Source organism: Amycolatopsis ultiminotia, assembly GCF_039536925.1.
Classification (GTDB): domain Bacteria; phylum Actinomycetota; class Actinomycetes; order Mycobacteriales; family Pseudonocardiaceae; genus Amycolatopsis; species Amycolatopsis ultiminotia.
Genome location: NZ_BAAAZN010000001.1, coordinates 1,065,948 through 1,084,698, shown reverse-complemented (window position 1 = coordinate 1,084,698; position 18,751 = coordinate 1,065,948). Strand labels below are relative to the sequence as shown.

Sequence of the window (18,751 nt, the reverse complement as noted above, 5' to 3'; positions counted from 1 at the left end):
ACGGCGGAGCCCCAGCGTCGTTGACCGCCGATCGCGCCGCCACGCTGCCCGGCCGGACCCGCCGAGCGTGCTACCCGCCGTGCCCACGCAGTCGACCTGGTCGCCGAAGTCCGTCATCCCGACAAGAAGATCGCCGCCCCAGAGCAACGCGTGTCGGATCGCTCGACCGGCCCCCAGCTCCCGCCACCTTGCGTCCTACTGCGGCACCGCGCCCATCGAGGTGTCGACCATCGGGCCGCAACACCAGAGGCAGCTTGCCAGAGAAGAGCTACCACCGACCACACACCGCCGCCGGAAACCGGCCCCCAGCCACCCGGCTCCACCCAGGCGTCACCAACATCAAGGCCTCACAAAGCTAGACGTTGACCGGGAACCCGAGTGCCAGACCGTCCTCCGGCCGCCTCGCCGGATCGGTCCATCGAGTCGTCACGACTTTGCCGCGGGTGAAGAAGTGCACTCCCTCGGTGCCGTGCGCGTGAGTGTCACCGAACAGCGAGCGCTTCCACCCGCCGAACGAGTAGTAGGCGACCGGAACCGGGACCGGAATGTTGACTCCGATCATTCCAACGTTGACGTCGGCTTCGAAGCGGCGAGCCGCCCCGCCGTCGTTGGTGAACACCGCTGTCCCGTTACCGTACGGATTGGCGTTGACGAGCTCGACCGCTTCGGCGTAGGTCTCGGCGCGGACGACGGAGAGCACCGGCCCGAAGATCTCCTCGCGGTAGATCTCCATGTCCGTCGAAACGTGGTCGAAGAGCGTCGGGCCGAGCCAGAAGCCGTCTTCGGCTCCGCGGGCGGACACCTCGCGGCCGTCGACGACGATCTTGGCGCCGGCGCGCGCGCCCGACTCGATGAACGACGCGACGCGGTCCCGGTGCGCCTTGGTCACGAGCGGGCCCATGTCGGCCTCCCGCTCCCCCGCCGGCGGGGTGCCACCGTCGCCGACCACCAGGGTGCGGGTCCGGTCTGCGATCCGCGCCACCAGCTCGTCCCCGGCCGACCCGACCGCGACGAGGACGCTGACCGCCATGCACCGCTCGCCGGCACTTCCGTAACCCGCGTTCACCGCGGCGTCCGCGGCCAGGTCGAGATCGGCGTCCGGCAGCACCACCATGTGGTTCTTGGCGCCCCCGAGGGCCTGCACCCGCTTCCCGTGCCGAGTCGCCTCTTCATAGACGTACTGGGCGACCGGCGTCGACCCCACGAAGCTGATCGCTTCGACATCCGGACTGCGCAACAGAGCGTCCACGGCTTCTTTGTCGCCGTGCAAGACGTTGAACACCCCGTCCGGCAAACCCGCTTCCTTCCAGAGCCGGGCCAGCCAGACGGCGGCTGACGGGTCTTTCTCGCTGGGCTTGAGCACGACGGTGTTGCCCACGGCGATCGCGATCGGGAAGAACCACATCGGCACCATGGCAGGGAAGTTGAACGGCGAGATGATGCCGACCACCCCGAGCGGATCACGCTTTGAGTGCACGTCGACACCGGTCGACACGCCTTCGGAATGACCGCCCTTGAGCAGGTGGGAGGTGCCACAGGCGAACTCGACGACCTCCTGCCCCCTGGCGATCTCGCCTTCGGCGTCGGACAGGACCTTTCCCTGCTCGGCGCTGATGATCGCGGCCAGCTCACCCCGGCGGGCGTTGAGCAGCTCCCGGAACGCGAACATGATGCGCGTCCGGCGCGCCAGCGATGTCTCGCGCCACGGCCCGGCCGCCGCCTTCGCGGAGGCGATGACGTGCTCGGCGTCGCTACCGGAGGCGAGCGTCAGGTGACCGGTGACCTGCCCCGTGGCGGGGTTCGTGACCTCCGACATACGCTCGCCGGTGCCGCGGACCGGTGCACCTCCGGCCCAGTGGGTGATGGTCTCGGTCGTCATGGGGGTGTCCTTTCGGAAACGTCTTCTAGAACTTGGCATGCCAGCCGCCGTCGACCGGCAGCTCGACGCCGGTGATGAACCGGGCTTCGTCGCTGGCGAGCCAGAGCACGGCATTGGCGACGTCCTCGGACTCGACCCAGGGCGTGGGAAGCAAGGCAAGGCCCTGCATGGTCTCGCGCACGTCGTCGACGGTCGGGTCCGCCACGTCGGGCCGGAACAGCCGGAAGGTCGCGGAGTTCATCGCCAGCGGCGTGTTCGTCGTTCCCGGCAGGACCGCGTTGACGCGGATGCCGTACTGCCCGGCCTCGTTCGCCAAGGTGCGCATCAGGCCCACCACGCCGTGCTTGGCCGCCACGTACGCCGACGTGTGCCGCAGGCCCCGGATACCGCCGAGAGAACTCGTGAGGACGACGGATCCGCCACCGTTCTCGATGAGCGTCGGCATCGCGGCGCGGACGGTCTTCCAGGCGCCGAGCAGGTTCACGTCGAGCACGGTCCGCCAGACCTCTTCATGCGTGGTCCACACCGTGCCACGCTCCCCGCCGATCCCCGCGTTCGCACACACGGTCGTCAACGTCCCGAAACTGTCGATCGCAAGCCGGACCGCGGCGTCGAGCTCCGCCGAGTTCCGGACGTCCGCAATCATCGTCTCGATCCGGCCGCCCTCGGCCGTGACCAGCTTCGCGGTCTCGTCGAGGTCTGCCGGAGTCGGCAGTGGATAGTCGATGTGGTCGTAGGTGGTGCACGCGTCGAGCGCGACCACGCGCGCCCCCTCCTGCGCAAGACGGACGGCGTGTGCCCGTCCCTGGCCGCGCGCGGCACCCGTGACGAGTACGACCTTGCCTGCCATCCGGCCCATCGGAACCTCCTCATTCCCCAAAATGTATGCATTATTGCAGTCAGAATATCACTTCACGGCGACTGCGTTCGCCATCGAGGCGATGCCGCCTTCCTTGTTCATCGGGGCGCAGACCACCTGGCACGTGTAGCGACCGTCCGCCGCGCAGTCGACCGCGAGCCGGTCGAGGTCCCAGAGTTCACCGATGGGGATGCCGAGCAGCGGGATGAGCGCGGTGTGCAGGAAGCGCTCCTCCGCGGCCTCCGGATCACCCATCAGATCCGCCGGGTCGGCCTTCGGCGGCCATACCTCCAGCCCCATGTTGTCGGCGGCAACCAGGCTCGGGTGCAGGTCCCACAGTGCCCGCGCCATGTCCGTGCCCTGCGCCAGCCCCGGCATCCGGAGCTCGGTCGTGAACGCTTCACGCTCCGCTCGGCCGAGGCCGCGATACCAGCTGACGAATCCGGTCCGGACCAGGAGCACGTCACCCGGCTCGACGACGGAGCCCTGGTCGTCGAAGGTGGCGAGCAGGTCGTGCGGGGTGATGGGATCCGTGGTCCCCTGCGCCAGCGGACGGCCTTGGCGCTCCCGCCAGCCGGCGACGTCCGCGAGCACGCCGCGCGCCGCGATGCCCCGCCGCGCCCAGTAGTGCATTCCGTGGTCCTCGCGGGCCAGGCCGTTGTAGAACCCGAGCTTCGGGTGTCGCACGTGGGCAAATCCGTCGATCTGCGAACTCGCCTGGACGTTGAACTGGTCGTATTCGTCGTCGTTGCCCAGTTCGGCGGCGACCGGGACGACGCGGTAGGCGAACGACGGACGTCCGCTGAGCGGCGGGTCCGGCAGCTCGAGCTCCAGGTTCAACGGGAAGGCCCGCCCGGTGCGCACCTCCGCCGCGCCTGCCTTGGTCCGGGCTTCGGTGACGAGGTTGAGCGCGCCGAACCGGTCCTCGGGCCCCCACAGGCCCCAGGAGGATCGCACGCCCTCCCGCACCGGCAATTCGCTGTACGGCGTATCCATTGGACAGTCCTTTCGAGATTCGCGGAAGTTTCAGGTGGTTCGCCGCAAGCGCAGTCGTTTTCCCGATAGCCGATCGCCGAGAACGGCGAGCACCAGGATCGCCCCGGTCAGCACCTGCTGCCAGAAGCTCGGGATTCCGGCGAGGCTCAGGCCGTTCTGCAGCACTCCGAGAAACACGACCCCGAGCACGGTGCCGCCGACACCACCGGCGCCGCCGGCGAGACTCGCGCCGCCGAGGAAGACGGCCGCGATCGTCATCAACGGCAGGTTCGCGTCGACCGTGGGAGACGCGACCCCGATCTGGCCGACCACCAGCAGCCCGCCGATCGCGGAGCACAGGCCCGCCCACGCGAAGATGCCGATCACCACTCGCTCGACCCGGATTCCCGACAGCCGCGCGGCGGCCTGGTTGCCGCCGACGGCGTAGATGTCCCGGCCGTACATGGTGAAGTTCTGGATGTAGGCCGCGACGAGAATGACCAGGCCGGTAACCCACAGCGGCGCCGGCACGCCGAAGAAGTCGTCTCGCGCGATGGCCGCGACCACGTCGTCGGTCACGAAGACGGACTTGGTGTCGGACCAGAGGTTGACGGCTCCGGTGAACGCCGTCATCGATGCGAGCGTCACGACGAGGAACGACAGCCGCAGCCTGCCGACGAGGAAGCCGTTCACCACAGCCCCGAGCGCGGTCCCGAACAGCAGGGTGGCCGCGAGGGCGAGCCCAGCCGGGACGTGTGCTGCCAAGGCCTTGCCCAGCAGGTACCCGGACAGCGTCGCGATCGCCGACACGGACAGATCGGCTGCCCCGCCGAGCAGGACGAACGTCTGCCCGATCGAGATGACCGCGAGCACCGAAGTGCTCACCAGGAGGTTGAGCAGGTTGTCGCGGTCGAGGAACATCGGCTGCGTAACGGCGAACACGAGCACCAGCACGACGTCCACGGCCAGCACCGGCCGGGCCCGCCGCGACGAGTTCCAGATCCTCCGGCCGACGCGCGCGCCACGACTCGACTGCGGGCCCGGCTCGGTGGCGACGGGTTCGAGATCAGTCAACTGGCTCATGGACTCCCTCTCTCGACAACCGGGTGACTTCGCCGAGCGTCGCTCCGGCCGCACTCACTTCCGCCACCACGCGACGCCGGGCCATGACGAGGATGCGGTCGCACACTGCGAGCAGCTCCTCGTTCTCCGAGGAGCTGACCAGGACCGCGGCGCCGTCGTCCGCGGCGGCCCGGAGCAGGGCGTGGATCTCCATCTTCGCTCCGACGTCGACACCGCGGGTCGGCTCGTCCAGGAGCAGGATGTGCTGCCCGGCGACGAGCCACTTCCCTAAGCTCACCTTCTGCTGGTTGCCACCGCTGAGGGTGCCGACCGGCTCGTGCGGGGCTTTCACTCGCAGTCGTGTTCGCCGGACGAGGTCCCCGATCAGGCCCTGTTCGTGCCGGACGGCCGGCCGTCGCCAGCGTTTCCGGCCGAGCGTGCCGACCATGCCGGCGTTGCCGAGGGTGCTCATCGACAGGACCAGGCCGCGTTCCTTGCGATCGGGGGGCAGGTAGGCCACGCCGGCGTCGATCGCGGCTCGCGGGTTACGCGGGGTGAACGCCCGACCGTCGACGGAGATCCGGCCGCCGGTAACCGGACGCACGCCGAAGAGGCTTTCCAGTAGTTCGCTGCGGCCGGCGCCCTCCAGGCCCGCCAGGCCGACGATTTCCCCGTGCCGGACCGACAGGCCGATGTCCTCGAAGGCGCCGGGCGCAGTCAGGTCCGAGACCTCGAGCGCGACATCGCCGAGTCGGGTTGTCCTGGTGTCGGACAGTTCCCGGTCGTGGGCCGCTTTGGCCTCACCCAGCATCGCCGTCACCAGCGTCTCCGCCGACTGCGTTTCGGCGGGCCCGGTGTAGGCGACCGAGCCGTCCCGGAGCACGGTGATCCGGTCGGCGATCGCGAAGACCTCGGGCATGCGGTGGGAGACGAAGAGGACGACGACATCGTCGCGGCGCAGTTCGTCGATGGCCTCCAGCAGTGCGTCGGCTTCGTCGGCGGCCAGGGAGCTGGTGGGTTCGTCGAGGATCAGGATCCGCGCGTTCATCGAAAGTGCCCTGGCGATCTCGACGATCTGGAGCTGGTCCGCGCGCAGTTCGCGCGCGGGCGTCCGCGGGTCCAGCCGGGAGCCGAGCCGGCCCAGGTAGCCGCGGGCCGTGTCCACCGAGGAACTGCGGTCGACGCCCCACCAGCGCCGCTCGAGCCTGCCCAGCAGGACGTTCTCTCCCGCGGTGAGGTCCGGCGCGATCGAAGTCTCCTGCGACACCATGCAAATGCCATGCGCGATCGCGTCCGCCGGGTTGCGGAAGCTCACGCGTCGGCCGTCGAGGAGGATCTCGCCTTTGTCGGGGCGGGTCTGTCCGGAGAGCACACCGAGCAGCGTCGACTTGCCGGAGCCATTCTCCCCGCCGAGTGCGTGGACCTCGCCCGGCGCGGTCACCGTCAGCCCGGCGTCGCTCAGTGCAACCAGATTGCCGTAGCTCTTGTGCACGCCCTGCAGCTGCAGGACCGGATTCCGGGTGGTGGTCATCCGACGACCGGAACCTGCTCGTAGTTGTCCTTCGTCACCAGAGTCCCGCCGCCGGCGCTGACCACCGGCGGGGTCGTCTGCTTCGTCGCCGCGAGGTACGCGGCCTGGGCGACGGACTTGCCGAGACCTTCCCAGTTCCACCGGACGCTGCAGCTGCCGTTCTTCGTCGACACGGCCTGGTAGCCGTTCTTGTCGTAGTCGGTGCCGCACACGATGACATCGCGCTTGTTCAACTGGCGCGCGGAGACGAGTACGCCCGCGGTGATCGCATCGGTGAACGAGACGACCGCCTTGATGCCGGGGTTGCGCTCCAGCATGGCGGTCCCGGCGACCTGGCCCGCGTTGATGGTCAGGTCGGGCACGTCCGAGCGCTGTGCGATCTTCAGGCCGAACTGCTGTGCCCAGTACTCGGTCCGATCAACGCCGTACTTCACCGAGTCGCTCGGCACGCCGTACCCGAGGACGCCGATTTCGGCATCCTTCGGGAGGCTCATCGCCAGATACCGGGCTTTGGTGAACGCCGCCTGGTCCAGCCCGAAGGTGACGTTGCTCGTGACGCCGGGAAGCAGCGGCTTGGTGGTGTCACCCGGAGAACCGATGGTGATCACCGGAATACCCGCGACCCGGGCGTCGACGAAAGCGGGTGCCATCGCGGTCTCGACGAGCGGTTGCACGATGATCGCCTGGACGCGCTGGGCAACGAACTGCCGGAACTGGCTCAGCTGCTTCTGCGGGTCACCGCCCGCATCGAGCAGGGTGACACGGCCGCCAAGTCCCTCGATCGTCTTGCGCGCCGCGCTCGCCCCGAGGGCGACGCCGGGGATCTGGCACGCGGCACAAGCGATACCGACGTTGATTCCGGCGTTGGTCTTCGTGGGTTCGGGGTACCGGGTGGGCAGCCCCGCCTCTGGTCCGGTGTACGGCTCGGCGTGCGTCAGGGCCTTGGGGCCGCTGGCATTCGCCGGACTTCCGCCGGAACCGCTGCAAGCGGAGGTCAAGATCGGTAACACGAGAAGGAGCGCGCCGAAACGGCGGATCTTGCCAGTTCTAGGTGACATCTTCGTCTCCCTGTTCCGGAGCGGCGCCCGTGGGACCGACCCGACGGCCGAGTGCATCCTTTAATGTATGCAAAAGTGCAGGCGCAACGCTAGGATCCGCCTCGACGCTTGTCAACATCGGGAGATTTCGGTTCGGCATCGTGCCGCGGCCGGCTCTCACTCGGCGGGATTCTGCGGCCGGAGGCCGCCGACGGCCAGGGCGTCCGCTTCCGGTCCGTGCGTATTGACCCGAACGGCACCCGACGCCCGCGCGGACGTGAATGTCCGGTCTGCGAGCGCTGCCGTTCGAGCCGTCAGTACATGATCACGCCGACGGTGACATTCACGTCCTGTCCGGTCACGTGCCGCGCGTGACCGGAGGCAAGGAACAGCGCCGGGCTCAGCACGTTTTCCGGCGCCACCTGGGCCCCCAACGGGGAAAGTACGAGAGCTTGCTGCGTCGCTGCGTTGAACCCGGCAGCTGACGGGCAGGACGGGCACGCCCGCAGCGGTCGTCGATCCGCCTCGGGATCGGGCATACCGCGATCGACGAGGACGAACGCGATGAGGCAGTCCTGCGAGGTGCGGTGCTCCACCCGTGTGTTGCTCATGAAGCCGTTCTTTCCGCTGTTTTCGCGTCGCGGCGACGTTGTGCGGCCAGTTGCGCCGCCCCGACTAGGTTGACCTAGCCCGTGCACCGGCAGAGATTTCTCCCCAGCGCACGGCGAATCTCGATCTACGATGGGTCCGGAGTGGACTCGAGCAGGTCCTCGATCACGAAGCAGAGTCCGCACTGGAACGTGTCGGCGTCCCAGAACGCCTGCTGGACGTCACCGAGCCTGCCGTCCGGCGCCATCCCCTCGAACGTGGTGATTCCGGGCCCGTCGACGGCCGGGGTGCGCACCAGGCACGACTTCGCGATCCAGCCGTCCACGCGAACGGTGCAAGCGCCGCGGTCGCCGTTGCGGCAACCGACGTGCGTCCCGGTCAGGTGCAGCTCGGACCGGACCGGGTCGACCAGCAACCCGCGGTCTTCGATCGTGGCCGACCGCGACTCGCCGTTGACGGTCAACTCGATCGTCCGCGTCGTTCCCGCCCGTCTCAGCCTCCCACCAGTTCCCCGGCTGCCCGGCGCGCGACCACCGGCGAGATTTCCGCGCGGTACTTCCCCGAAGCGGGGACAGCGGACCAGGGCACCGCGATCGCGGCGGTCACTCGGTTCGTCAGCTCGGCGGGGTCGTCCGCGGCGTCGACGGGCACGATGACCGGAACGGCCTGGGCCGCCCGGACGACGACGCGGACCGCGCCGGCTGTCGCGAAGGGCCACGACCCGCTGCTGTGCTTGACCTTGCAGCGGCCGCCTGAAGGTGGTGGGGCGAACCGCAACGACCGGACGAATTCGCCGGGTTGCAGGTCGATGGTGTAGGCGTCGACCAGGAAGTCCGTGATTCCGATCGTGCGCCCGCCGTCCGGACCCTCGATCCGAACCTGGGCGTCGAGTGCGGCCAGTGCGCCGGGCACATCGGCGCTGGGGAAGCCGAGGCACGCCGCGCCGACCAGAGTCGCCTGCAGAGTGAGCTGGCGCCCGCCCGTGACGCCGTCGGCCGTGCGTGGCAGCAACGGCAGGTCTTCCCGGAGCAGGGGCGAACCGAGCACCTCCGAGTACGTCGCCCTCGCACCGATCTCCACCGCCCCGTCGACTCTCCGGATGCCCGCCAAGCCGAGGTCCTTGAGGTCCACGACGTGCTCGGCTTCGATCAGCTGCCTGGTCATCCGCGGCAGGAGCTGCCCCCGCCGAGCACGGCGACGTTCCCGTGCGGTGCCAGGAGCACCTCGGCGGCCTCAGCCGGTGTCCGCGGGCGGTGGTACCGAAGGCGGGTCCGGATCATGTCAGCGTCACCCCTTTCACCGCGCTCAGCACCCGGGGCGGGGTGAGCGGCAGTTCGTGCAGCCTCGCTCCGAGCGGGACTACAGCGTCGTTGACCGCACCGATCACCGCGGCCACCCCGGCGCCCATGCCACTCTCCCCTGCTCCCTTTTCCCGGTCGACCTCGGCCACCTCGGTGAACGGGTAGGCTGGGTAGAAGTTCGTCCGGCCTTGCGCGTCGGGTTCGTACTGGAAGTTGCGCGGGCCGGCGAGCTCGGTGGCCTCGAGGTGGCCGTGGTTGATCCCGTGCATCGTCGACCCGCAGGTGCAGACGGTCCTGACCAGTTCGGAAAAGGTAATCGACTCGTCCGGCCTTGCCACGTTCCGCACCAGGCCGCCGGCGAACTCCACCTGATCGGCCGGGCAACTCCATTGTTCTCCGGCGGCGAGCGCCAGGTGCCCGCGGATCGGCGGACCGCGGCGGCGTCCACGCTCGCGGTGGCCGCGCGGCTGCTGAACGAGCCGAACCCGTAGGGCACCGATCGGTGTCGCCCCTCCCCCACTTCGACCTGGCCGGTCCCGATCCCGAACTCCCGTGCCACCAGGTAGCCGATGGTCGTCTCGTTTCCGGTGCCCGGATCGGCGACGCCGGTGAGCACCTTGACGGTGCCGCCGGGGTGCATCCGGGCCGTCGCGCTGTCGTGGCCCCGGGGCAGGGTGTCGATGAGCTCGCCGCCTTCGGCGGAGAGCCGGAATCCCCTCGGGGACTGGAAGTTGCGGAAGCGGACGGTCGCCGGATCGAGGCTGGGCTCGGCCGCGATCAGGTCCATCACCCGTTCGAGGACGATGGCTGCCTTTTCTTTGCCGTAGCCGAGAGATCCGGCCCATGGGGCTTTGTTGGTCACCACGGCGGCACCGTCCACTTCGTAGTCGGTGCACCGGTAGCGTCCGGGGAAGTTGAAGCTCCCCATGCCTGTCAGTCCCCGCCCGCTCCACGACGCGAGGCAGCCGGAGTTCGCGAGCATGCGGACCCTGGGCGCGCGTAGGACGCCGTCGGGATCGAACCCGATGTCGTGGACGAACTCCCGGGCGCCGGCCAGCAAGGCGGATCTCGACCCATTTCGCCGGCACGCGCGCGATTCGGCTCAGGACGCAGACGAGGACTTCCTCCGGGTAGCCCACGAACTTCGGCCCGACCGCACCGGCCATCCGGGTCACCACGACAGGACCCGTTCTTCCGATACGTCGAGCACGTTGGAGAGCCGTGTCCGGAGCATATGCGGCGGCCCCAGCCGTGGCAGCCGAATCGGCGGCAACGGCAACGACCGGGTCTCTCCGCCCCAGCGGACCTTGTCCGTCGCGAGCACCGGGAACTCGGCGGTGTTGCACCCCATCAGCCCGGGGTCCATGAGGTGGGGACCGGCTTGGCGAACGCGGCCGCACGCTCCCCCGTGAGCACGACCCGCACTCCGGGGCTCCTCTCAGCCGCCGTGGTGTCGATCGACACGATGCGCGCGTACGGCTGGGAACTGCGACCCAAGGCCGCGTACAGCATGCCGAGCAGTGTCACGTCGTCGGGGAACTGCGCGTGCCCCGTCAGGATCCGGCCGCCGTGCTGCCGGCGCCGCTGATCCGGCCGGGCGCCCGGTCAGCTTGGCGCTCCGGCCGGGCCGCGCATCGATCGGTGGTCATCGCGTCCGGCGACCTCAGGTGTCGAGCCCCAGCAGGTCTTCGGTCAGCCCGCGGAGGCGCCGCCGTGCCGCGCGGTCGTAGGCCTGGCTGTTCGCGCGGGATTCCCTGCGGCAGTTGAAATACGCGCCGGTTCGGCCTTCGTGCGCGGGATCCACCGCGAGGGCGACCGTGGCGTCGGCACCTTTGTCCACTGAGTTCGACGGAGTGATGCCCGCCGCGCGCACCGGCGCGGTGTCCATGTGGTCGGCCGGGTGCAGACAAGTGGCGGTGACGCCCGTCCCGGCCAGGTCGTCCGCCAGGTCGAAGGTGAACATGATGTCGGCCAGCTTGCTTTGTCCGTAGGCGCGGTAGCCGGAGTAGCCCTGCTCGAGCATCACGTCGTCGAAGTCGATCGCGTTCTGCGCGGCCGAGGTGAGGGTGACGACCCGGGACGGCCGTCCACCGCCGAGCAAGGGGCGCAGCAACCGGGTCAGCAGCACGGGCGCCAGGTAGTTGACGGCGAAGTGCAGTTCATGACCGTCGCGGCTGGTCCGCCGCGGGCCGTCCACCTGGGCGATGCCGGCGTTGTTGATCACCGCGTCGAGATGCTCCGTCTCGGCGCCGACCATCGCGGCGAGGTCGCGGACCTTGTCCAACGAGGCCAAGTCGGCGCGTAAGAACCGCGCGGTACCGCCGGCGCGGACGACGGCCTCGACCGCCTCCTTGCCCCGCACCTCGTCACGTCCGTGCACGAGGAGATGAGTACCCGGGGCCGCGAGCTTTTCGACTACCCGCCGCCCGACCCCGTCCGTCGAACCCGTGACGAGAATGGTCCTGGCGAGGCTCATGAATCCACCTTTCGGTTCACGGAATGCTCTGTCCACTGTCGACGGGGAAGACGACACCGGTTACGTGCCGTGCATCGTCGGAGGCGAGATACAGCATCGCACTGGTGACGTCCTCGGGCTCCACGAAAGCTTCGCCCATCGGGTTCATCCCACCGGCCCGCTCGATGAATTCCGCGTCGCTCGGCAGGTCCTCGCGTTCGGGGAAGTAGACGCGATACACCGGCTCGTTGACCACCATCGCCGTGCGCACGTTGCCGGGTGTGACGAGGTTGACCCGGATCCCGTGTGCCCCCAGCTCCCGGGCGGCGGTCCTGACCAGGCCCACCAGTCCGTGTTTCGCTGCGACGTAAGGCGCCAGGTTGGCCGATCCCTTGGTGGACGCGCCGGATCCGGTAACCAGCACGGATCCGCGGACGCCGTCGTCGAGCATCGCCCGGACGCCGTGCTTGACCACTCGCCAGGCACCCACCAGATCGATGTCCACGACGTCCTGGTAGACCTCGTCGTCGATCTCCCAGGTCGGGGCCAGGTGACCGAGGATGCCCGCGTTCGCCAGCACCACGTCCACCTGGCCGAAGTGGCGCCTCGCTTCGGCGAAGACGTCCGAAACCTGTTCGCGCGAACGGACATCCGCCTGCATGGTAACGATGTTCCCGCCCGCGTCCCGCACGAGCTTCTCGGTCTGTGCCAGGTCCTCTTCGCGCGCGAGGGGTATCGCCGAAGAGGCGAGATCCGCACAGATGTCGAACCCTACGATGTTGGCGCCCTCCCCGGCGAAGCCGAGCGCATGCGCCCTGCCCTGCCCCCGACCCGCACCGGAAACGACGACCGTCTTTCCTGCATAGCGCTTCACGGCACCAAGACCATTCCGTGCGTGCCCCCGTAGGAGCCTCCGGCGTTGTTGTCGAGGTCGGCGATCCGGCGCCGGCCGGCCACGTCGACGACGGCCACCCGGCCGGTGGCCAGGCTCGCGACCCACGCCGTCGCGTTGTCCGGCGACACGCGGATCGTCATGGGCAGCGCGTCCACGGTCACGGTGCCGACCAGCGACATGTCCGTGGCGTCAAGGATGTTCAGCACCCCGTCGGTGCGGGGCAGGGCACTCAGATCGGCTTCGGGTCCTGGTCGTACCCGGTTGTTCATGGAACTTGCGTACACCCGGCCGTCACAGCCGGCGCGGATCCCCATCTGGTGGTTGCCGAACTGGATCTCGTCGATGACGGCGTTCGTCTCGACGTCGATCTTGACGATCCGCGGCACAGGATCTCCCGGCTGGGGTTCCGGCCGGAAGAAATGCCCGCTGGCCAGGTCCACCTCGACCGGCATGCGCGGCGTGACGGCATAGACGAAGTCACCCTCGGGAGCGGCATCGATCTCCTCGGCTCCGCCCGGCACTTCGATGCTTCCTTCCAACCGGCGCCCGACCAGGTCGATGACCGAAATGATCGGCGCCTCCTTGTGGGTCACGTACACCTTCCGGCCCGGCACGAGCGCCAGCCAGTGGCAGTTGCGGGCGTCGGTCGCGATGCCCGCCTCGATCTCGTGCGTCGTCGCGTTGATCAGCACCACGCCGCGCCTGCCTGCTAAGTTCTCGACGCCGGTGATGATCAAGTCGAGCTCGGGGTCGTACTCGACGTCGTGCGGCGCGTGGTACGGCGCGATGTCGATCACCGACTCCACAGCCCGGTCATCGACGTTCACGACGGTGATCTCGTGGGACTTGGGCACGTCCTGGTCGTAGACACCGTGCCGGTAGGTGTGCGCGATGTACGCCCTACGTCGGCCGGCGTCGTAGGCGATCTCGTGGGGTTCAGCGAGGAGGTCGGTGATGGTCCCGAGCTTCCGGCCTGACCGGAGGTCGAAGAAGTCGAGGTTCTTCGCCGTCGAGCTGGAGACCAGTAATGTCCCCGCAGTGTAGGTCGTCGATGTCATGCCAACCTCTCTGTCAGCCCGTACTACCTCGCGTGCACGCAAATATGTATACGAAAAAGCGTACACCATCAGCCTGAGCCGGGATACTTCGAACTGTCCGGAAGGGCGGTCAGGCCGGCTGGCGGCGGCGCCCGAGGCGGCGGACCACGAGCTTCTCCGTCCCGGCGCGGTGCGCGTCGAGCTCCCTGAGCAGACGCTTCGAGTCCTGTGCCTTCACCACGTCGATGATGGCCTTGTGTTCGGCGACCAGGCGCTGGGTGGTCTCGAGCTCGTACAGGTAGAGCGAGCGGTAGAAGTCGGACATGTACCACAACCGCTGCAGCTCCTGACGCACCAGCGTCAGCGGAGAAGCATCGAAGATCGCGAAGTGGAACTGCCGGTTCAGGCGCTGGAACTCCTCCGGGTCCTGCGCACGGGCGGCCGCCACCATTTCGGTGTGCAGCTTCCGCATGGCAGCCACGTCGACACGGGCGAGATCGGCCGATTTCACCAGCTCGGTCTCCAGCAGACGGCGCATGAGGTAGAGCTCCGCGAGATCTTCGCTATTGAACCGCGCCACCGTGTAGCCGGTGTTCGACTTGTGCTCGACGATCCCTTCGGATTGCAGCCGCGACAACGCCTCACGGACCGGGATACGGCTCACACCCAACGCCTCCGCCAGGGCGGCCTGCTGCACCTTCTGCCCCGGCAGAAGCTCGCCGCTCAGGATCATCGAGCGGATCGCGGCAAGACACTTGTCGACCCCGGAGCCCGTCACAGGATCGGTGCTCTTGCCCATGCGAACCCCTCACGCGAAGACCGTCGGCCGGAAGTGGATAAAACTTTGCATCCACAGCTTACAGGCATACCCGGCCGCGGCCACGTCCACCCGAAGCACGACGGGTCACCCATCGACAGAAATGCATACAAAACTGTATAGTTTTGCTCGGCTGCCGACGGAGAACCAGTAGTGGAGGCGAATGTGCTCAGTGATGACCCCCAGGTCGGCCCTCGGGAACCTGCCGCCGGACCGTTGCACGGCATCCGGGTCCTCGACCTGACCCGGGTGATCATGGGCCCGCTCGCGACCCAGATCCTCGGCGACCAGGGCGCGGACGTCCTCATGGTCGAGGCTCACGACGGCGACACGAACCGGGTGATGGGGCCTGGCCCCCATCCGGAACTTTCCGGCATCGCGCTGAACCTGCTGCGCAACAAGCGCTCGGTCGGTCTCGACCTGAAGACGCCCGAAGGTGTGCTCGCGGCGCAGCGGCTTGCCGCGACCTGCGACGTCGTCGTCGCCACGATGCGGCCGGCCGCGCTCGAACGCCTGCGCCTGGACTATTCGACGCTCTCGGCGCTGCGGCCCGGCCTGATCTACTGCCAGGCACAGGGTTTCCCGCTGGACACCGCACGCGCGAACGATCCCGCCTACGACGACATCATCCAGGCCGCCAGCGGTGTCTCGGACATGATGGAACGAGTGTGGGGGCAGCCCGCGCTGCTGCCGACGATCTTCACGGACAAAGTTTGCGGACTGGTGATCGCGCAGGCGGTCACCGCCGCGCTCGTGCACCGCGAACGGACGGGCGAAGGCCAGCACGTCGAGGTTTCGATGCAGGAGGCGACTGCCGCCTTCATGCTCGCCGAACACGGCAGTGGCGGGATCGCCGAACCGCCGATCGCCTACCCCGGAGAGCCGGCCGCAGGCTATCCGCGCGTCCTGTCGGCAGAACGCCGTCCCCACAAGACAAAGGACGGCCAGATTCACCTGTTTCCCTATCTGCCGAAGCACTACGCGGCGATGTTCGCCGCTGCCGGGGTTCCTGACGCCGATCGCGATCCGCGCTACGCCGACCGGCGGGCGGCCCTGCGCAACTCCGATGCCCTCTACCGTGACATCCGCGCGATCGCTCCGGCCCGCACGACCGACGAATGGCTGGAGTTCTGCGCGACGACCGGTATCCCCGCAACCCGCGTCGCCACCCTCCAGAACCTGCTCGACGACCTTCCGCTCGCGACGCATCCGGCGTCCGGCTCCTACCGGGTCATCCCGCAGATGGCGCGCTTCTCCCGCACCCCCGGCGCGCTCCGCCGTCATGCCCCGTTGATCGGCGAGCACACCCGCGACACCTTCGAAGAAGCCGAAATCCCGACCCTGCGACCGGAGGCGCGCGGATGAATCTCCTCCCGACCGAACTGACCGAGGACGAACTGCGGTTGCAGTCGGAAGTCCGGTCCTTTCTCGAGGACCGGCTGCCCGCCGGCAGCTACCCGGTACAGCTCGGCATCGGCGGGTGCGACCCCGCCTTCTCCCGCGACCTCGCCCGGAAGGGCTGGGTCGGTATGGCCATCTCGCCCGAATACGGCGGCCACGGCCGCAGCGCCGTCGACCGCCTCGTCGTCGTCGAGCAGTTGCTGGCCCGTGGCGCTCCGGTCGCCTACCACTGGATCGCCGACCGGCAAAGCGGGCCGATGATCGAACGCCACGGGTCCGAGGCTCAGAAGCAGCAGCTCCTACCCGGCATCGCCGGTGGCGAGCTGTCGTTCTCCATCGGCATGAGCGAGCCCGGCTCCGGCTCCGACCTCGCTTCCCTGCGCTCCCGCGCACAGTGGCGCGGCGACCGCTGGGTGCTCAACGGCACCAAGACCTGGACGACCGGCGCCGCGCAGGCCACGCACATTCTCGGCCTGTTCCGGACTTCCGAAGACCGCCACGGCGGGCTCACGCAGTTCGTCGTCGGGTGCGATACGCCGGGCCTCACCATCTCCCCCATCGTCTTCATCGACGGGTCCAGCGAGTTTTGCGAGGTGTCGTTCGAGGACGTCGAACTCGCCGACGAGCACCGACTCGGTGAGACCGGCGCGGGCTGGGCCCAGAACACCGGCGAGCTCGTGCTCGAACGCGGCGGGGTGGATCGCTGGATGTCGATGTTCCCGGTCATCGAGCACTGGGCGGGTCGGCTCGCCGCGGACGACAGCGTGGCCCAGTCCGACCTGGGGACGATCACGGCACGGATGTGGGCCCTACGTGGACTGTCGCTGTCGATCGCCCGGCTCGTCGACGAGGGTAAGTCACCCGTGACCGAGGCGGCCATGGTTAAGGAACTCGCCACCGGCTGGGAGGCCGATTGCGTCCGTCTCGTGGCGCGGCACCTCGGCCGGGCACCGGATCCCACGTCGCCCGATCCGTGGGAAAGATTGCTCGCCCGCGCCGTGCTCGTTTCGCCATCATGGACCATTCGCGGTGGCACCAACGAGATCCTGCGTTCCGTCGTCGCGAAAGGTCTGGCCCGCCGATGACCGCAAGCCCTGACCCCGACCTCGCTGCCGGCGTGCGGGAGTTCTTCGCCGGCAGCGCTGCCGAAGCGGCCGCCGACTTCGACCGGAGCGGCAGGTTCCCGCGCGAGCTGTGGGCCGCGGCAGAGCAACTAGGCCTGACCCTGGTTGCGGTCGACGAGTCCGGCGGCGGCTCCGGCGGCTCGCTGACCGACCAGCTGACAGTCCTGGTGACGGCGGCGCGGTACGCCGCGCCGCTCCCGCTTGCCGAGACGGCGCTCGCCGCGTACTTGCTCGCCTCTGCTGGTGTTCCGGTGCCGAAGGGCCCGCTCACCGTCGCGCCGGTGAACACCTTCCGGTTGGATGACGATCAGCTACGCGGCACCGCCCGGGACGTTCCGTGGGCGGGGGCCGCCGGCTTGGTGGTCGCGCTGGCGACCGACGACGACGGCCGGAGCCGGGTCGTCGCAGTCGATCCGTCGGGATACGAACGTGAGGACGGCACCGATCCGGCCGGTCTCCCTCGCGATCGCCTGACGGTCGAAGCGACGGCGGTGATCAACGCGGATACCGAGCTCACCGCGGCTGACCTGCGGGCTCGCGGTGCGCTCCTGCGGACCGGCCAGATGGCCGGGGCGCTCGAGGCCATCCACCTGCTCACCAGCCGCTATGTCGGGGAGCGAGTCCAGTTCGGACGCCCGATCGGCCGGTTCCAGGCCGTGCAGGCGCACACCGTGGCCATCGCTCAGGCCGCCGAGATCACCGCGATGAGCACCTGGCGGGCAGCCGCCATCGCCGCCCGTCGTCCGGCCCGGTTCGAGGCGTTCGCGGCCAAGCTCGTCGCGAACGAATCGGCGCGCACGGCTGTCCGTGCGGCCCACCAGGCGCACGGCGCGATCGGCATGACCCGCGAGTACCCCCTGCACCTGCACACCCGGCGGCTCAACGCCTGGCAGCACGAATTCGGCACCGAGCGAGAGCTCTCCAGCGCGATCGGCGCCGCGGTGGCGCCGGGTTCGTTTTCCCGCTCGGTCTCCGACCACGACCCCGACATCGAGGTGCCATGACCGAGGATGTGACCGTCGGGCGAGTCGGCTTCGTGGCCGACATCGTCATCCATCGCGGTCCGGCGAACTTCTTCGACGCGGAAGTTCTGTGCCGGGTGGCCGACCTCGGCGAGCAGTTGTCCGCCGCGGACGGTGTCCGAATCATCGTGCTGAGTTCGGCCGGGAAGCACTTCTGCGCGGGCGCGGACTTCGGGGCCGGCTCGCTGGCCGACGACCGGGACCGCGCCGCCGCCGAGATCTACGAACACGGCGCGCGGCTGTTCGACCTGCCGCTGCCCATCGTGGCCGCGGTGCAGGGCGCCGCTGTGGGCGGCGGGCTGGGTCTGGCGTGCGCCGCCGATTTCCGGGTCGTCTCCCGCGCCAGCCGCTTCGCCGCCAACTTCACCGCGCTGGGATTCCACCACGGCTTCGGCCTGTCGGTGACGCTGCCTCGTATCGTCGGCCACCAGCGCGCGCTCGACATGCTGGTCACCGCACAGCGCGTCGACGGAACAGAAGCTAGGCGGACAGGTTTGGCCGACCGCCTCGTCGAGCCGGGCGAAGAGCACGCGGGGGCCCTGGCCCTGGCCGAGGAGATCGCCGGCCAGGCCCCCCTCGCCGTGCGGGCTGTCAAGCGGACGCTGCGTGCGGAGCTCGCCGCCGAAGTGCGCGCCGCGCTCGCGCACGAACTCGAGGAGCAGCGCCGGTTGTGGCGCACGGAGGACAGCCGCATCGGCATAGCTGCCGCTCGTACCCGCGCAGAGCCGGTGTTCACCGGCCGGTGAT

At 69.0% G+C, this 18,751-nt stretch carries 19 protein-coding genes and 1 pseudogene; 4 read left to right on the top strand and 16 right to left on the bottom strand.

What is annotated here, in order from left to right:
• Positions 1 to 355 precede the first annotated feature (355 nt).
• The 16 genes and pseudogenes from ABD793_RS04970 to ABD793_RS04900 form a co-directional block, all read right to left on the bottom strand.
• Positions 356 to 1,879 carry a CoA-acylating methylmalonate-semialdehyde dehydrogenase gene (locus ABD793_RS04970; protein WP_344855735.1) on the bottom strand — a complete coding sequence of 508 codons (1,524 nt, stop codon included), beginning with the start codon at positions 1,877 to 1,879 and terminating at the stop codon, positions 356 to 358.
• Positions 1,880 to 1,904: 25 nt separating this feature from the next.
• Positions 1,905 to 2,738 carry a mycofactocin-coupled SDR family oxidoreductase gene (locus tag ABD793_RS04965; protein WP_344855733.1) on the bottom strand — a complete coding sequence of 278 codons (834 nt, stop codon included), beginning with the start codon at positions 2,736 to 2,738 and terminating at the stop codon, positions 1,905 to 1,907.
• A gap of 48 nt (positions 2,739 to 2,786) precedes the next feature.
• A complete protein-coding gene (locus ABD793_RS04960) occupies positions 2,787 to 3,734 on the bottom strand; it encodes a cyclase family protein (RefSeq protein WP_344855731.1) in 948 nt (315 codons plus the stop codon).
• A gap of 30 nt (positions 3,735 to 3,764) precedes the next feature.
• Positions 3,765 to 4,796 carry an ABC transporter permease gene (locus tag ABD793_RS04955; RefSeq protein ID WP_344855729.1) on the bottom strand — a complete coding sequence of 344 codons (1,032 nt, stop codon included), beginning with the start codon at positions 4,794 to 4,796 and terminating at the stop codon, positions 3,765 to 3,767.
• Entirely contained in the window at positions 4,780 to 6,306 is a 1,527-nt protein-coding gene (locus ABD793_RS04950; RefSeq protein WP_344855727.1) for a sugar ABC transporter ATP-binding protein, read from the bottom strand. The genes ABD793_RS04955 and ABD793_RS04950 overlap by 17 nt, the downstream gene beginning before the upstream one ends.
• Entirely contained in the window at positions 6,303 to 7,364 is a 1,062-nt protein-coding gene (locus ABD793_RS04945; protein WP_344855725.1) for a sugar ABC transporter substrate-binding protein, read from the bottom strand. Before ABD793_RS04945 ends, ABD793_RS04950 begins: the two co-directional genes overlap by 4 nt.
• Before the next feature lie 293 nt (positions 7,365 to 7,657).
• Positions 7,658 to 7,954, bottom strand: coding sequence for a hypothetical protein (locus ABD793_RS04940; RefSeq protein WP_344855723.1), 297 nt, complete (start codon positions 7,952 to 7,954; stop codon positions 7,658 to 7,660).
• Between the two features lie 125 nt (positions 7,955 to 8,079).
• On the bottom strand, positions 8,080 to 8,415 hold the full coding sequence (locus tag ABD793_RS04935; protein ID WP_344855721.1) for a (2Fe-2S)-binding protein: 336 nt from the start codon (positions 8,413 to 8,415) through the stop codon (positions 8,080 to 8,082).
• 29 nt (positions 8,416 to 8,444) lie between these two features.
• The gene (locus ABD793_RS04930) at positions 8,445 to 9,116 is read right to left on the bottom strand and encodes an FAD binding domain-containing protein (protein ID WP_344855719.1); all 672 of its coding nucleotides are present in this window, start codon (positions 9,114 to 9,116) and stop codon (positions 8,445 to 8,447) included.
• 112 nt (positions 9,117 to 9,228) lie between these two features.
• Positions 9,229 to 9,591 carry a hypothetical protein gene (locus tag ABD793_RS04925; RefSeq protein WP_344855717.1) on the bottom strand — a complete coding sequence of 121 codons (363 nt, stop codon included), beginning with the start codon at positions 9,589 to 9,591 and terminating at the stop codon, positions 9,229 to 9,231.
• A 107-nt stretch (positions 9,592 to 9,698) separates the two neighbouring features.
• A pseudogene (locus ABD793_RS42620) lies at positions 9,699 to 10,313 on the bottom strand (molybdopterin cofactor-binding domain-containing protein); the annotation flags it as partial.
• A gap of 290 nt (positions 10,314 to 10,603) precedes the next feature.
• A complete protein-coding gene (locus ABD793_RS04920) occupies positions 10,604 to 10,810 on the bottom strand; it encodes a xanthine dehydrogenase family protein molybdopterin-binding subunit (protein ID WP_344855800.1) in 207 nt (68 codons plus the stop codon).
• A gap of 106 nt (positions 10,811 to 10,916) precedes the next feature.
• Positions 10,917 to 11,729, bottom strand: coding sequence for an SDR family NAD(P)-dependent oxidoreductase (locus ABD793_RS04915; RefSeq protein WP_344855715.1), 813 nt, complete (start codon positions 11,727 to 11,729; stop codon positions 10,917 to 10,919).
• A 16-nt stretch (positions 11,730 to 11,745) separates the two neighbouring features.
• The gene (locus tag ABD793_RS04910; RefSeq protein WP_344855713.1) at positions 11,746 to 12,582 is read right to left on the bottom strand and encodes a mycofactocin-coupled SDR family oxidoreductase; all 837 of its coding nucleotides are present in this window, start codon (positions 12,580 to 12,582) and stop codon (positions 11,746 to 11,748) included.
• A complete protein-coding gene (locus ABD793_RS04905; protein ID WP_344855711.1) occupies positions 12,579 to 13,661 on the bottom strand; it encodes a YncE family protein in 1,083 nt (360 codons plus the stop codon). Before ABD793_RS04905 ends, ABD793_RS04910 begins: the two co-directional genes overlap by 4 nt.
• Before the next feature lie 109 nt (positions 13,662 to 13,770).
• Positions 13,771 to 14,439 (bottom strand): GntR family transcriptional regulator, encoded by a 669-nt coding sequence (locus ABD793_RS04900; RefSeq protein WP_344855709.1) that lies wholly within the window; start codon positions 14,437 to 14,439, stop codon positions 13,771 to 13,773.
• Positions 14,440 to 14,622: 183 nt separating this feature from the next.
• Between ABD793_RS04900 and ABD793_RS04895 the strand changes: the two genes are divergently transcribed.
• The 4 genes from ABD793_RS04895 to ABD793_RS04880 are packed head-to-tail and all read left to right on the top strand — an operon-like array spanning position 14,623 to position 18,750.
• On the top strand, positions 14,623 to 15,822 hold the full coding sequence (locus ABD793_RS04895; protein ID WP_344855707.1) for a CaiB/BaiF CoA transferase family protein: 1,200 nt from the start codon (positions 14,623 to 14,625) through the stop codon (positions 15,820 to 15,822).
• A complete protein-coding gene (locus ABD793_RS04890) occupies positions 15,819 to 16,943 on the top strand; it encodes an acyl-CoA dehydrogenase family protein (protein WP_344855705.1) in 1,125 nt (374 codons plus the stop codon). The genes ABD793_RS04895 and ABD793_RS04890 overlap by 4 nt, the downstream gene beginning before the upstream one ends.
• Positions 16,940 to 17,986 (top strand): acyl-CoA dehydrogenase family protein, encoded by a 1,047-nt coding sequence (locus ABD793_RS04885; RefSeq protein ID WP_344855703.1) that lies wholly within the window; start codon positions 16,940 to 16,942, stop codon positions 17,984 to 17,986. Before ABD793_RS04890 ends, ABD793_RS04885 begins: the two co-directional genes overlap by 4 nt.
• Before the next feature lie 32 nt (positions 17,987 to 18,018).
• Positions 18,019 to 18,750 carry an enoyl-CoA hydratase/isomerase family protein gene (locus ABD793_RS04880; RefSeq protein WP_344855701.1) on the top strand — a complete coding sequence of 244 codons (732 nt, stop codon included), beginning with the start codon at positions 18,019 to 18,021 and terminating at the stop codon, positions 18,748 to 18,750.
• The last annotated feature ends 1 nt before the right edge of the window (position 18,751 follow it).

Excerpts from the sequence above, each read along its gene's own strand:
- ABD793_RS04970 (WP_344855735.1), bottom strand. The coding sequence starts at position 1,879 with ATGACGACCGAGACCATCACCCACTGGGCCGGAGGTGCACCGGTCCGC.
- ABD793_RS04965 (WP_344855733.1), bottom strand. The coding sequence starts at position 2,738 with ATGGGCCGGATGGCAGGCAAGGTCGTACTCGTCACGGGTGCCGCGCGC.
- ABD793_RS04960 (WP_344855731.1), bottom strand. The coding sequence starts at position 3,734 with ATGGATACGCCGTACAGCGAATTGCCGGTGCGGGAGGGCGTGCGATCC.
- ABD793_RS04955 (WP_344855729.1), bottom strand. The coding sequence starts at position 4,796 with ATGAGCCAGTTGACTGATCTCGAACCCGTCGCCACCGAGCCGGGCCCG.
- ABD793_RS04950 (WP_344855727.1), bottom strand. The coding sequence starts at position 6,306 with ATGACCACCACCCGGAATCCGGTCCTGCAGCTGCAGGGCGTGCACAAG.
- ABD793_RS04945 (WP_344855725.1), bottom strand. The coding sequence starts at position 7,364 with ATGTCACCTAGAACTGGCAAGATCCGCCGTTTCGGCGCGCTCCTTCTC.
- ABD793_RS04940 (WP_344855723.1), bottom strand. The coding sequence starts at position 7,954 with ATGAGCAACACACGGGTGGAGCACCGCACCTCGCAGGACTGCCTCATC.
- ABD793_RS04930 (WP_344855719.1), bottom strand. The coding sequence starts at position 9,116 with ATGACCAGGCAGCTGATCGAAGCCGAGCACGTCGTGGACCTCAAGGAC.
- ABD793_RS04915 (WP_344855715.1), bottom strand. The coding sequence starts at position 11,729 with ATGAGCCTCGCCAGGACCATTCTCGTCACGGGTTCGACGGACGGGGTC.
- ABD793_RS04905 (WP_344855711.1), bottom strand. The coding sequence starts at position 13,661 with ATGACATCGACGACCTACACTGCGGGGACATTACTGGTCTCCAGCTCG.
- ABD793_RS04900 (WP_344855709.1), bottom strand. The coding sequence starts at position 14,439 with ATGGGCAAGAGCACCGATCCTGTGACGGGCTCCGGGGTCGACAAGTGT.
- ABD793_RS04890 (WP_344855705.1), top strand. The coding sequence starts at position 15,819 with ATGAATCTCCTCCCGACCGAACTGACCGAGGACGAACTGCGGTTGCAG.
- ABD793_RS04885 (WP_344855703.1), top strand. The coding sequence starts at position 16,940 with ATGACCGCAAGCCCTGACCCCGACCTCGCTGCCGGCGTGCGGGAGTTC.